Annotated in this window: 11 protein-coding genes; 9 read left to right on the forward strand and 2 right to left on the reverse strand. The window is 42.9% G+C overall.

Features of this window, described 5'->3' with window-relative positions; genetic code table 11:
- The first annotated feature begins 50 nt into the window (after window positions 1-50).
- The 9 genes from CHH58_RS01955 (at window position 51) to CHH58_RS01995 (ending at window position 10986) form a co-directional block, all read left to right on the forward strand.
- Window positions 51-596, forward strand: a complete 546-nt coding sequence (locus CHH58_RS01955) for a peroxiredoxin (protein ID WP_095231019.1) — start codon at window positions 51-53, stop codon at window positions 594-596.
- Window positions 593-1024 (forward strand): TlpA family protein disulfide reductase, encoded by a 432-nt coding sequence (locus tag CHH58_RS01960; protein WP_095261947.1) that lies wholly within the window; start codon window positions 593-595, stop codon window positions 1022-1024. The genes CHH58_RS01955 and CHH58_RS01960 overlap by 4 nt, the downstream gene beginning before the upstream one ends.
- A gap of 66 nt (window positions 1025-1090) precedes the next feature.
- Window positions 1091-2260, forward strand: a complete 1170-nt coding sequence (locus tag CHH58_RS01965) for an alanyl-tRNA editing protein (protein ID WP_170937492.1) — start codon at window positions 1091-1093, stop codon at window positions 2258-2260.
- Window positions 2261-2383: 123 nt separating this feature from the next.
- On the forward strand, window positions 2384-4138 hold the full coding sequence (locus CHH58_RS01970) for an ABC transporter ATP-binding protein (protein ID WP_095231016.1): 1755 nt from the start codon (window positions 2384-2386) through the stop codon (window positions 4136-4138).
- Window positions 4139-4150: 12 nt separating this feature from the next.
- The gene (locus tag CHH58_RS01975) at window positions 4151-5971 is read left to right on the forward strand and encodes an ABC transporter ATP-binding protein (protein WP_095231015.1); all 1821 of its coding nucleotides are present in this window, start codon (window positions 4151-4153) and stop codon (window positions 5969-5971) included.
- Between the two features lie 105 nt (window positions 5972-6076).
- Window positions 6077-7432, forward strand: coding sequence for a cytochrome ubiquinol oxidase subunit I (locus CHH58_RS01980; protein ID WP_249275008.1), 1356 nt, complete (start codon window positions 6077-6079; stop codon window positions 7430-7432).
- A complete protein-coding gene (locus tag CHH58_RS01985; RefSeq protein WP_095261948.1) occupies window positions 7429-8442 on the forward strand; it encodes a cytochrome d ubiquinol oxidase subunit II in 1014 nt (337 codons plus the stop codon). The genes CHH58_RS01980 and CHH58_RS01985 overlap by 4 nt, the downstream gene beginning before the upstream one ends.
- Before the next feature lie 60 nt (window positions 8443-8502).
- Complete coding sequence (locus tag CHH58_RS01990) at window positions 8503-9165, forward strand: potassium channel family protein (RefSeq protein WP_095231013.1); 663 nt, start codon at window positions 8503-8505, stop codon at window positions 9163-9165.
- 96 nt (window positions 9166-9261) lie between these two features.
- Window positions 9262-10986 (forward strand): pyruvate oxidase, encoded by a 1725-nt coding sequence (locus CHH58_RS01995; protein ID WP_095232539.1) that lies wholly within the window; start codon window positions 9262-9264, stop codon window positions 10984-10986.
- 32 nt (window positions 10987-11018) lie between these two features.
- Here CHH58_RS01995 and rnjA read toward each other — a convergent pair whose 3' ends face one another.
- Both rnjA and CHH58_RS02005 read right to left on the reverse strand, forming a co-directional pair.
- Window positions 11019-12686: a ribonuclease J1 gene (gene rnjA / locus CHH58_RS02000; RefSeq protein ID WP_038559819.1), complete on the reverse strand. Its 1668-nt coding sequence runs from the start codon at window positions 12684-12686 to the stop codon at window positions 11019-11021.
- Window positions 12683-12895 (reverse strand): DNA-dependent RNA polymerase subunit epsilon, encoded by a 213-nt coding sequence (locus tag CHH58_RS02005; RefSeq protein ID WP_095231011.1) that lies wholly within the window; start codon window positions 12893-12895, stop codon window positions 12683-12685. The genes rnjA and CHH58_RS02005 overlap by 4 nt, the downstream gene beginning before the upstream one ends.
- Window positions 12896-13304 lie beyond the last annotated feature (409 nt).

The following is a 13304-nucleotide window of genomic DNA, read 5'->3' on the forward strand; positions in this document are numbered from 1 at the left end:
GCTGCTTCTATGCATATAGTGACACAGGTATAAATGAAGGGGGAGAGCCCATGATCGGAAGTGTTGCACCTCAGTTCGAGCTGCCAGCTGTCATGCCTGATGGTAAGACGGCAACCATCAGCTTGAAACAGAATACGAAGAAATGGCTAGTGCTCTTTTTTTATCCTCGTGATTTCAGTACAGTTTGTCCTACCGAATTGAATGATTTAGCAGATCAGATTAATACGGTACGTGAATTAAATGCTGAGGTAGTTGCAATTTCTACAGATAGTCTCATGTCTCACGCTGCATGGCAGAAAATACCTCGGGAGCAGAATGGCATTCAGCATATCACCTATCCGCTAGCTTCGGATTTCACGGGTGACGTGTCACAAGCTTACGGTGTGCTGGAGGGGAAAAGCTACACATCTGTACGAGCTACGATTATCGTCAATCCAGAAGGCGAGATTTGTTATTATTTAATGCATGCTGATTTGGTAGGGAGAGAGACGTCAGAATTGCTGCGTGTATTGGAGGCTCTTCAAACAGGAGAAGCATGTGGTGTGAATTGGCAGCCTGGTGATGAGGTGCTTGAGAGGGAGGATGCTCCATTATGATGCCACAACTACCAGATGCAATTGACCAGCAGGCATCAAATTGGCTTTATCCACCTCAGCAAATAGCCGGCGGTCGGCCATTAATCATTTACTTTTGGTCTGTTAGCTGTACAATCTGTAAAGAAAAAATGCCTGTTTTTCTGGATTTCGCAAAACACGAAAGACAGTTTTTTGACATTCTATTAGTTCATGTTCCTCGCTCAACATCGGACCTAGATATACAAGTAATACATGACTATTTGCTTCAAAAGAATATAGATCTGCCTGTCTATCTCGATCAAAGACATCAGATGAAGAATACATTCAGAGTACAAAAACTGCCTTGCATTGTCTTACTGGACAGAAAGGGCAGGGTACGACATTTACAGTCTGGCGGTAATTTCACGACAATGCTGACAAATCAGCTAGATGCGATAAGATACAGTTAAGCAGACTTTCTACTTATAAGTGATTCATGGTAAGCTTGCTCTATCAGAGCATAAAGGATGATCGATATGAGCAAGCTGCTATACAGAGAAGACGCGTTTTGTGAGAAGTGGGAGACGGAAGTTGACGATACATATGAAAAAGATGGACTCTATTATGTTTCACTAAAAGAAACGGCATTTTACCCTGGTGGGGGCGGGCAGCCTGCAGATCGAGGTACAATAGCCGATTTGGAAGTCAAAGTTATTGAAAGCAAGGATGCTGTGCCATACTACGGTTTGGAGTCCAGCATCAAAGGAAAGGTCGAATGCCGGATAGAATGGGATTATCGCTTCGATTTAATGCAGCAGCATACCGGACAGCATCTTCTTTCTGCTGCTTTTCGTCTCGTTTTAGATCGACCAACAATCGGATTTCATTTAGGACAGGAAGCTGTGACAATTGATTTATCTGGTGACAAACTGACAGAAGCTGAACTGCAATTAACAGAACAAAAGGTAAATGAACTAATCTATGATAACCGTCTGGTTACCAGCTACTATGTGACAGCTGCACAGCTAGCCGAACTGCCTGTTGTCAAGCAGCCATCTGTAACAGAAGACGTTCGAATTGTTGAAATTGATGGAGTGGAATACAATCCTTGCGGCGGTACTCATGTCTTATCAACTGGTCAAATAGGGTTGATCAAAATCCTTAAAACAGAAAAACAAAAGCAGGGACAGCGTATTTATTTCCAATGCGGTAAGCGCGCCTTAGAAACTACTAGAAATATGTTTAGCATTGTGGAAAAAGCTGCAGACCAATTCCAAACAAATAGCCAGGAAGTTCTCGACAGGATTCAGAAACAAGCAGCTGATTTGCAATCCGCTGTCAAAAAAGCGGAAGAGCTGGAAGTAAGACTTGAAGAATTAGAATTAAAAGAGCTCATCCAGACAAAAGCTCCAATTGCAACTCGTTGTTATGAAGGGAAAAATGTTAAGGCTTTGCAGCGAATGGCAGCCAAGCTGCTCGAAGCAGGCAAGGAGTTTGTCATATTGTCAGATTCTGCTGAACGAAAACTTGTATTAACGCACAATTTAGATGAATTCCATAGCGGAAATCTATTCCGTACATCCCTCTCTGATTTTGGAGGTAAGGGTGGCGGAAGTGCTCAGATGGCACAAGCTAGTTTTCAACAGACAGAGGATTTGGAGCGATATGTACGATTCCTGCAAGAGCATTATCGAAGCATCGTGTAAACGATGCTTTTTTTATTTAACATAAATTCAAACTTTTTTAAATAATCGTTAATTTAAGCTGGTAAATTAGTTCGGAACCCGATATATTAGAACATGCGACTAATCTTGGAGGGGGAGAAGGGTTTGCATATATTCAAGAAATTGAAGGACTTTTATTGGCCATACCGGCGCAACTTCTACTTATCGCTTCTATTCATCGCCATTGTGACAGCCATTACAGTTGTTTATCCAATCATGTTACAAATTACGATTGATGACGTAGTTCTGGGTAATCAGTACAATCTTATTCCGATTATCTCAGCTGGATTCGTCTTATTAATGATTATTAAAGGGATAGCCAATTTCCTGCAGCAGTATCTGGGTGATTTATTCGGAGTTCAAACTGTTTTCCGGATGCGGAACAGTCTTTACCAGAAGCTGCAGAGACTGAGCTTTACGTATTATGATAATGCGCGCACTGGAGATCTGATGTCCAGACTGACAGCAGATGTAGAGGGTATCCGTTTTTTTCTGTCGGCAGGGGTAGGGCAATTCCTGCGAGTTGTTTTGTTGATTGTGATCAGCCTTGCTGTGATGTTCGCTTATTCCATTCCGCTGGCACTTGTTACGATGATTTCCATGCCGTTTTTAGCTGTGGTTGTCTATCGTTTCGATCGGCGTGTGCATCCTGCTTTCCGTAATATCAGAACTTCCCTTGGGGTGCTTAATACTCGGGTACAGGAAAATATCAGCGGAATGAATACTGTTAAATCTTTATCACGTGAGGAATTTGAGATTGATCGGTTCACAGATAATAATTCCACCTACCGTGATAACTATATTTTCACATCCAAGGTGTGGGCGAAATTCTTCCCACTCATGGAATTGATCGGCAATATTTGTATGGTGGTTCTCATCTCTTATGGAGGGTATCTTGTGATTTCTGGGCAGCTTGAATTAGGCGCACTTGTCGCATTCTTCAGCCTTGTCTCATATATCCTCGGCCCGCTAGCGAATCTTGGATTCATTATCAATATGTTCTCTCAAGCGAAAGCTTCGGGAGAAAGGCTGCTGGAAGTTCTAGAAGCGAAAGAGGATATTAAACAGCTGGAACAGCCAATCAGCACGAGACAAATAAGCGGGCATGTAACCTTTGACAGGGTTTCGCTTCAATATACCAAGGATGATGATTTGGCTCTGAAGGATATCAGCTTCGATGCACCACCAGGAAAAATCATTGGACTCGTGGGCGGTACCGGATCAGGAAAGACGAGTATAACCCAGTTAATGACTCGTTTTTATGAACCTACATCAGGCGATATCTACATAGATGGCAAGCCTGTACAGGATTATGATTTAAGAACGCTGAGACAGCACATCGGCTTCGTACTACAAGAGGCATTTCTCTTCTCGACGACAATTAAGGAGAACATTGCATACGGAAATCCGGATAATGTCAGCTTCGAGCAAATAGTGGATGCAGCCAAACGTGCGCAGGCCCATGACTTTATCATGGAATTGCCTGATCAGTACGATACGCTGCTTGGTGAACGAGGAATGGGTCTGTCTGGAGGTCAGAAACAGCGAATTGCAATTGCACGGGCACTGCTGATCGATCCAAGCATTTTGATTTTAGATGATGCGACGAGTGCTGTTGATATGCAGACAGAAGTGCAGATACAGAAAGCTCTGAAAGAAGTAATGAAAAACCGTACAACGTTCATTATCGCGCACCGTATTTCATCTGTTAAACATGCTGATGAGATTCTTGTATTGGATGAAGGAGAAATTGCTGAACGAGGGACACACGATTACCTGCTGCGTAATGGCGGCTTATACCAGCGTATTTATGATATTCAGTATCAGGATCAAAAAGCAATCATGCGCTCAGCGCAGTAAGGAGGGGAGCCTATGGAAAACCTGCAATACAATAAGAAAAAGCACACAAAAAGATTTCATTATTCACAGGATCAGGCGATGGAGAAGCCTTTCGACTGGGCACAAATCAGGCGGCTGCTTGGTTTTATGAAACCATATAGCAGAACACTGTTGCCTGGATCGATTGTTACGATGCTGCTCTCCACACTTATACGTTTGCTCATTCCGATTCTTATCGGTAAAGTTGCGATTGATATGGCCATCTCATCAGGGGACACCCGCTTCCTTATCTATTTGGTAGCTGTTATCGGAGTGCTGTATGTGCTTAACTATGTGGCTAATATACTGCGAATCAAATGGGTGAACATCCTTGGACAGCATGTCATTTTTGATTTACGAAAAACATTGTTCAGTCATATCCAGCATCTTTCGCATCGTTTTTTCGATACCCGATCCGCAGGTTCCATACTTGTGCGGGTTCTTAATGATATTAACTCCCTACAAGAGCTGTTCACGAATGGAATTATCAATCTGTTAACCGATTCCGTCATGCTGATCGGTATCATAGCCATCTTGTTCTTCCTCAGCCCGAAGCTGGCACTGGCAGTTCTTATCATTTTGCCACTTATGTTCTTCATCTCAACAAGGCTTAGGAGAAGCATTAGACGTTCCTGGCAGCAAGTAAGAATGCAAAAATCACGCATGAATTCACATTTGAACGAAGCGATTCAAGGCATCCGTGTGACGCAGTCTTATGCCCAGGAGCCGGAAAACACAGATTATTTCGAAGCGCTTAACCGGGATAACTTCGAAAGTGAACGAATTGCGACGAAAAAGAGTGCGTATTTCGGTCCTTTCGTAGAACTGAGTAATGCTGTCGGTACAGTTATCCTAATTGCATATGGTGCTCATTTGATTCTGTCGGACCAAATTGAGATTGGAACTTTCGTTACTTTTGCTTTCTTCTTAGGGATGTTTTGGGAGCCAATCTCCCGTTTAGGCCAAATTTATAATCAGCTGCTTGTAGCAATGGCATCATCGGAACGTATTTTTGAATTTCTCGATGAAGAACCGAACGTGGAGAATCGGAAGGATGCAAAGCCTCTTCCGAACATAAAAGGGGATATACGGTTCGAGAAGGTTGTATTTGCTTACAACTCTGATCGGATTGCACTTCAAGAAATCGATTTGCATATGGAAGTAGGGCAGACAGTTGCACTCGTCGGTCATACAGGTTCAGGGAAATCGACGATCGCTAATTTAATCAGCAGATTTTACGATCCCACTGCTGGGGCTGTGAAAATAGATGGCGAGGATTTACGAGATGTAAGACTTCAGGATGTGAGGCAGCAAATCAGTGTCGTCTTGCAGGATACCTTCGTCTTTTCAGGTACTATCATGGAGAATATCCGTTTTGGTAATCCAGGAGCAACAGACGAACAAGTGAGGGAAGCTGCACGTATTGTCGGGGCGGATGATTTTATCCAGCGCTTGGCCGATGGATATGAAACAGAAGTGGAAGAACGAGGCAATATCCTGTCAGCTGGAGAAAGGCAGCTGCTGTCTTTTGCTCGTACTATGCTCGCAGATCCGCGCATCATCATTCTTGATGAAGCAACAGCCAGCATTGATACAGAAACTGAGCTGAAAATTCAGCATGCATTGAAAACCTTACTGCAGGGGCGAACAGCTATTATGATTGCGCATCGTCTTTCCACAATCAGGGAAGCGGATAATATCATTGTACTGGAACAAGGCCGTATCTTAGAGCAAGGCAATCATATGACGCTGATGGATGCGAGAGGCAAGTATTACGAATTGGTAAAAACCCAATTTCAATCAGACGAAAAATAAGAAAGAGCGTATCTCGCAAGAGGTACGCTCTTTCTTTTGGGTAATTTTATTTTCTCTGGGCATAACAAGAGGAGCGATTATCTTTACAGAAAGCAGGGATACACATTGTTTGCTTATGATAGTGTCATTTTAGCCCGCATGCTTACTTCGATGACGCTCGTCTTCCATATTATCTTCGCGACAATCGGAGTTGGCGTTCCATTGTTGATCAGTGCTGCCGAGTATGTCGGTATCAGGAAGCGAGATCCAAGTTATATTTTACTCGCAAGAAGGTGGACGCGAGGATTCGTCATTATTGTAGCTGTAGGAGTAGTAACTGGTACAGCAATTGGTCTGCAACTGTTTCTTCTGTGGCCGACATTCATGCAGATAGCAGGTCATGTCATCAGTTTGCCCCTTTTTATGGAGACTTTTGCATTCTTCTTTGAAGCTATTTTTCTCGGCGCTTATATTTATACGTGGGACCGTTTTAAAGGACGATATACACATTGGTATCTTTCCTTGCCAGTCATTATTGGCGGTGGGATGAGCGCTGTGTTCATCACAAGTGTGAATGCCTTCATGAATACGCCGCAAGGGTTCACGCTTGAAGGCAGGACGATCACGTCTGTTGAGCCACTGACGGCGATACTCAATCCGGCCACACCATCGAAGGTCTTCCATGTACTAACTTCTTCATACATGACGTGCGGAGCCATTCTTGCTGCACTAACAGCATTTTTCATTCTAAAGTACGGCAATAACAAATACTACAAGAAAGCATTGAAGCTGACAATGATTGTGACATTGGTCTTCTCCATATTCACAGCCATAGCCGGGGATACATCTGCTAAGTTCCTAGCGACTTATCAGCCCGAAAAGCTAGCAGCGGCTGAATGGCATTTCGAAACGGAGAAAGGCGCAGATCTTATCCTCTTCGGGAGATTGACAGAAGACAATGAAATCAAGGGAGCAATCCATCTGCCAAAGATTCTCAGTTTCTTGTCCTTCGGTGATTTCAATAGTGAGGTCATCGGTTTGGATAGGGTCGATGCTGATCTGATACCACCTCTGTGGATACATTATATGTTCGATTTGATGGTCACTCTTGGAGCATATAGCATCATGATCAGTATGCTTTTCCTTGTGTTCATGTTTTGGAAAAAAAGAGACCAATATAATAAGTGGTTATTACGCGCAATTGTAGTGAATGCACCATTTGCTATGCTTGCTCTCGAATTCGGATGGATTTATGCCGAGGTAGGGCGACAGCCTTGGATCATGCGGGGATACTTGCGAGTCGCAGAAGGAGCAGTTTCTTCTCCTTATGTGCATTACGCCTTTGCCATGTTCCTAGTTTTATATGTGCTGCTCGGAACATTCGTCACTCTCATTCTTGTCAGGCTGTATAAGAAAAATCCGATTCAGAAAGAATGGGAACAGCGATTTCCAGATACATTGTTTGGAGGTGATCAGAGGTGAGCTACGAAGTATTAGGGCTGTCAGCATTATGGTTTTTCCTTTTTGCTTATCTGATCATCGCATCGATTGATTTTGGTGCCGGTTTCTTTGCGTATTATGCCAAGCAGACGAAGAAGGATCATATCTTGAACCGCTTGATTTCCCGCTATCTATCTCCTGTTTGGGAAATCACGAATGTGTTCTTTATCTTCTTCTATTATGGACTGGCTGGTTTCTTTCCGGATGCTGGTTATTATTACGGATCTGCCATGCTTATACCAGGATCGATCATACTCGTCCTGATAGGTATAAGGGGATCCTTTTACGCCTTCGAGAATTACGGCTCACGCAGCAGCTTGCTGTACACATTCCTTTATGGTGCAAGTGGATTGCTTATTCCAGCCGCCATTTCAACAGGACTGACGATATCAGAAGGAGGCTTTTTACGCGAGGAGGGTGGCAGTATACACTTACGTTATACAGAGCTGCTCACAAACCCGTTTTCCTGGGCTGTCGTATTTCTTGCAATCGTCTCTGTACTGTATATCAGTGCTAACTTCCTGACTTACTATGCTAATAAAGCAGGAGATGAACCTGCACGAAAAATATTGCGGTCGTACGCTCTTTTCTGGTCGGCCCCGCAAATCATTGCTAGTTTGACGGCGTTCATTGCAATCAGCAGACAAAATCCAGAGCACTATAACAATATGCTTGATCTATGGTGGATGTTCGGTCTGTCAGTTCTATTTTTCTTGGGCGCAGTCTATTTCATTTACAAAGAAAGAAACTATGGGCTTTCATTCATTTGTGTGATGCTGCAATTCTTCTTTGCACTTCTTGGTTATGGCATCGGTCATATGCCATATATACTATATGATCAGATCCAAGTGACAGCTGACGCAACACTTCCGGCAATGGGTACAGCTCTTCTTCTTGCCTTCGGTGGTGGCTTGCTCATGCTGATTCCTTCCTTGATATTTGTCATGCGGATGTTCCTATTCGATGCAGAATATGTAAAAGGAAAGAAATAATACAACCTTGACTGTTTATGATAGACTAGGATTAGTTTATGAAATAGTGGAGGAAGTACGATGAAAAGAGAATTTGCAGTAATTGGATTAGGCCGCTTCGGAGGCAGCATCTGTATGGAATTAAGCCGAGAAGGATTCAATGTGCTGGCAATTGATATCGAAGAGGATAAAGTAAATGAATTCCGCAATATTGCTTCTCATGCTGTTATTGCGGATACGACGGATGAACAGGTATTAAAAGAGCTAGGTATACGAAATATCGAGCATGTGATCGTGGCAATTGGTGAGAATATCCAAGCGAGTATATTGACAACACTCATGCTAAAAGAACTTGGCATCAAAAAAATAACTGTCAAAGCTCAAAATGATTACCATGAAAAAGTACTGAGTAAAATAGGTGCCGATCACGTAGTCCATCCAGAACGTGATATGGGAAGAAGAATCGCCCATAAAATCATCAGCAATAACATTCTTGATTACTTGGAACTTAGTGATGAGCATAGTATCGTGGAGGTGCGTGCCGGTAAGAAAATGGCTGGCAGAACTCTTATAGAACTTGACATTCGAGCCGCATATGGCTGTAACGTCGTTGCCATCAAGCAGGCGAGTGAAATAAATGTAAGCCCTTCGCCGGATGCAGAGCTTGATACTGAAGATGTCTTGATCGTCATTGGTGCAGATCGAGATTTGGCTCGATTTGAACGTTCCCTAGCAGATGACTGACCCTTTAAACTCAAACAGTTGAACTGTTTGGGTTTTTTTATGCCCAAAAAAGGTTACATACATTAGGAGGAAAAAATTGAAACGGGAGATGTTATTATGTTTGAAAGAAGAACTGGAGCAGTCCTTGCTGATCAATTAGTTGATTGGGGTGTAGATCACATATACGGTATACCGGGCGATTCGGTTAATGAATTCATCAGTGATTTACATAAGAAAGAGGACGAACTAAAATTCATCCAAGTCCGTCATGAGGAAGCCGGGGCACTTGCAGCTGCTGCCTATGCCAAGCTTACTGGAAAACTTGGGGTCTGTTTGTCGATTGCGGGACCAGGAGCTGTCCACTTGCTGAATGGATTATATGATGCGCGGGAAGATAAGGCACCTGTTCTTGCTATTGTTGGACAAGTACCTAGTAATGAGTTGGGTACCGGCGCTTTCCAGGAAGTTAAGCTCGAGCAAATGTTTGAAGACGTAGCTGTGTTCAATGAGAGGGCAGAGTCATTCGAGCAGTTGCCCGATCTTTTGAATCAAGCAATCCGGGAAGCATATGCTAACTCAGGTGTCAGTGTACTTGTAGTTTCGGATGACCTGTTCGCTGAGAAGCATCCCGAAAAGCCCGGTAAAACGTCAGCTAATTATGCAAAGCCGAGAATTGCTCCTGCTAGACAGGATCTTGAGGAAGCAGTCAAGCTGATCAATCAAGCGAAAAAACCAATTATCCTAGCGGGTAAAGGGGCGAAGCATGCTCGTACAGAGCTTCTCACATTTGCAGAGCATATAAAATCTCCAATAATTTTAAGCCTTCTTGCAAAGGGAATCATTCCTGACCATCATAGCTATTGCTTGGGTCAGCATGGTCAAATCGGGACAACGCCTTCTTATGAGGCAATCAATGAGGCTGATTTGCTGCTGCTTGTAGGTACCAGCTTCCCTTATCGTTCGTTCCTGCCTGATAACTTACCTGCAATCCAAATCGATAATAAGGCAAGTGCAATCGGAAGTATCTATCCTGTAGAGGTCGGATTGCCAGGAGATGCTAAAGAAGTGTTAGAGGAATTGACAAGAACAACAGAGGAAAAGGTTGAGACGGATTATATCGAAAAATATCAAGCAAAAATGAAGGAATGGCACACGCAGCTTCAAATGCAAAAGAAAAGAGAGGAGTCACCAATACAGCCTCCTCAAATTATGTATGCTTTAGAAAAGAATATAGAGAAAGATGCCGTCATTTCATCTGATGTAGGGAATGTAACTGTTTGGACTACACGATATCTGCCTTTGACACAACAGGAATTCATTGTATCGGGTCGACTTGCAACAATGGGCTGCGGACTGCCTGGTGCCATTGCAGCTAAGATGGCATATCCAGATAAGCAGGCAATAGCTATATGCGGGGACGGCGGCTTTAGTATGAATATGCAGGATTTTGTCACGGCGGTAAAATACGATCTGCCAGTGAAAGTGATTGTTCTTAATAACAGCCAGCTTGGCTTGATCAAATTTGAACAGGCGACGATTGGTTCTTCCAACTACGGAATTGAAATGGGAGAGATGAATTTTGCTCAATTCGCTCAATCCTGCGGAGGGGAGGGCTACCGAGTTGAGAAGTTTGAAGACTTGGAAACAAGCATCAAACAAGCATTCTTATCCGATAAACCGGCGATAATTGATGTGGTAATTGAGGATATGGCGCCGCTGCCAGGAAAAATTTCCTATCAGCAGGCTGTAAAATATACAGAATATCTGATTAAAGAATTCTTCTCTACCGGGAAAATAGAGCTTCCAAATATGAAAGAGTCAGTTAAACGTCTCTTGAAATAAGAAAAGCCTGAGCGATAAGCTCAGGCTTTTTATTATACTTCCATGATGATCGGAAGTACCATTGGGCGACGCTTCGTTTTTTCAAACAAGAACGGCGCAATTGTATCTGTAATTTCATTTTTGATTTCAGACCATTGAGTTGTTTTTCTTTCCATCACTTTATTTAGATGGGCAGAAACAATTTTTTGTGCCTCATTGATAAGGTCTTCTGATTCACGCATGTAAACGAAACCGCGTGAAATGATATCCGGACCAGAAGCAATGCGGAATTCTTTCATATTGATGCTTACAACGACAATGACAAGTCCTTCTTCAGAAAGGATGCGGCGATCGCGTAATACGATATTACCGATATCACCAATACCGCTGCCGTCCACATAGATGGAACCAGATGGAATCTTACCTGCAATGGCAGCACTATCCTTGCCTAATGCCAATACATCACCGTTATCCATGATGAAGGAATTCTCTTCGCTAATACCAGTAAGCTTGCCAAGCTTCATATGCTCGACTAGCATGCGGTATTCACCGTGGATCGGCATGAAGTATTTCGGATTCATCAAACGAAGCATTAATTTTTGTTCTTCTTGACTACCGTGACCAGAAGTATGGATGTTATTCAATGCACCATGAATGACGTCCGCTCCTGCGCGATACAGCATGTTGATAATACGGCTTACACTAATCGCATTACCCGGAATCGGGGAAGACGAGAAGACAACCGAATCGCCAGGCTGAATCTGAATCTGACGGTGTGTGCCGTTAGCAATTCGAGAAAGTGCAGCCATTGGTTCACCTTGAGAACCAGTACATAGAATAACGACTTCATTCGCAGGCAGACGATTAATCTGATGCGAATCGATGAACGTTTCCTTCGGTGCATTGATAAATCCAAGTTCGATACCGAGGTTGATATTTGTTTCCATACTTCTTCCGAAGATGGCAACTTTACGGCCTGTTTTCACAGCTGAATCGATTACTTGCTGCAACCGGTGGATATTGGAAGCAAAAGTAGCAAATATCAAGCGGCCGTCGACACGTCTGAAAATATCATTGATACTTTCACCGACAACACGTTCAGACATAGTGAATCCTGGTACTTCACTATTTGTAGAGTCAGATAGTAAGCAAAGTACGCCTTCTTTGCCGATTTCAGCCATTTTTGCTATGTCAGCTGGCTGTCCGACCGGAGTGAAATCAAATTTGAAGTCACCGGTATGCACGATGTTGCCAGGAGGGGTCTTAACGACTACACCGAATGATTCTGGAATACTATGCGTTGTACGGAAAAAGCTAACAGAAGTCTTTCTGAACTTGATAATGTCATCTTCTCCATAAATGTTAAGCTTTGCATTGCGCAAAAGGCCATGCTCATCCAATTTATTTTTGATCATTCCCATTGCAAGTTTCCCTGCATAAATCGGAATGTTCACTTCTTTTAAGAGGTAAGGTACGCCGCCGATATGGTCCTCGTGACCGTGAGTAATGAATAAACCTTTGATTTTATCCTGGTTTTGCACGATGTATGTGAAATCAGGAATAACATAGTCAATACCGAGAAGCTCGTCCTCAGGGAATTTGATTCCTGCATCGATTATGATAATTTCATCCTGGAATTGGACACCATACATGTTTTTGCCGATTTCTCCGAGTCCGCCAATGGCAAAAACAGCTGTTTGGTCATTTTTTACGAATTTCATTTCGCTTGCTCCAATTTGAAGTCTTCAGATTGTTTCTCATATGCAAGATGTGCTTCATCGAGCGGCTGGATGAACTCGATGTTGATATCACGATCTGCTAGTGTTTTACGTACCTGTCTAATACTTTCCGCTTCCATGTACAAGCTCTTAGAGCGTTCACGTACAGGAATTTCGGATGGGTTTTCTTGATAAAATACTTTAAATACCATATCTATCTCTCCTATTCTTATGGTTGACAATTGCTTTTATATCCATAACGAACGGAGCAAGTCTGTGTAAAAACCGAATTGCTGACGTATTGCTATTCAGTTAGATCTTGTCCGCACGTAGTAGGCACTCGTCGTTTTTGGCCAAATAAATCTTTCCACCGTTTCTTTAACTTTTCCTTCAAACGCTTGAGCACACGAAGCAACTCCTTTCGTTTCGCAGAAAAGCAAGAAAAAACGTTTACCCGTCCAATCCCTCTTACTTACAGTATAGTATGAAAACGCTAAGATGAAAACAAAAACACAGCATACTTTCAAAAAAACTGCCGATAAAAGGAAGGGATGGTTGTTTTCTCTTGGGATTCATGTAAAGATATTTTTCGACGAACCTGCATAACTTATACTCGATTAT

The sequence above is a fragment of the Terribacillus saccharophilus genome, assembly GCF_002272745.1.
Classification (GTDB): domain Bacteria; phylum Bacillota; class Bacilli; order Bacillales; family Amphibacillaceae; genus Terribacillus; species Terribacillus saccharophilus_B.

What these genes read in the sequence shown, in the direction of transcription:
- CHH58_RS01975 (WP_095231015.1), top strand. Translation starts at nt 4,151, where the DNA reads ATGGAAAACCTGCAATACAATAAGAAAAAGCACACAAAAAGATTTCAT.
- CHH58_RS01960 (WP_095261947.1), top strand. Translation starts at nt 593, where the DNA reads ATGATGCCACAACTACCAGATGCAATTGACCAGCAGGCATCAAATTGG.
- CHH58_RS01955 (WP_095231019.1), top strand. Translation starts at nt 51, where the DNA reads ATGATCGGAAGTGTTGCACCTCAGTTCGAGCTGCCAGCTGTCATGCCT.
- CHH58_RS02005 (WP_095231011.1), bottom strand. Translation starts at nt 12,895, where the DNA reads ATGGTATTTAAAGTATTTTATCAAGAAAACCCATCCGAAATTCCTGTA.
- CHH58_RS01965 (WP_170937492.1), top strand. Translation starts at nt 1,091, where the DNA reads ATGAGCAAGCTGCTATACAGAGAAGACGCGTTTTGTGAGAAGTGGGAG.
- CHH58_RS01990 (WP_095231013.1), top strand. Translation starts at nt 8,503, where the DNA reads ATGAAAAGAGAATTTGCAGTAATTGGATTAGGCCGCTTCGGAGGCAGC.
- rnjA (WP_038559819.1), bottom strand. Translation starts at nt 12,686, where the DNA reads ATGAAATTCGTAAAAAATGACCAAACAGCTGTTTTTGCCATTGGCGGA.
- CHH58_RS01995 (WP_095232539.1), top strand. Translation starts at nt 9,262, where the DNA reads ATGTTTGAAAGAAGAACTGGAGCAGTCCTTGCTGATCAATTAGTTGAT.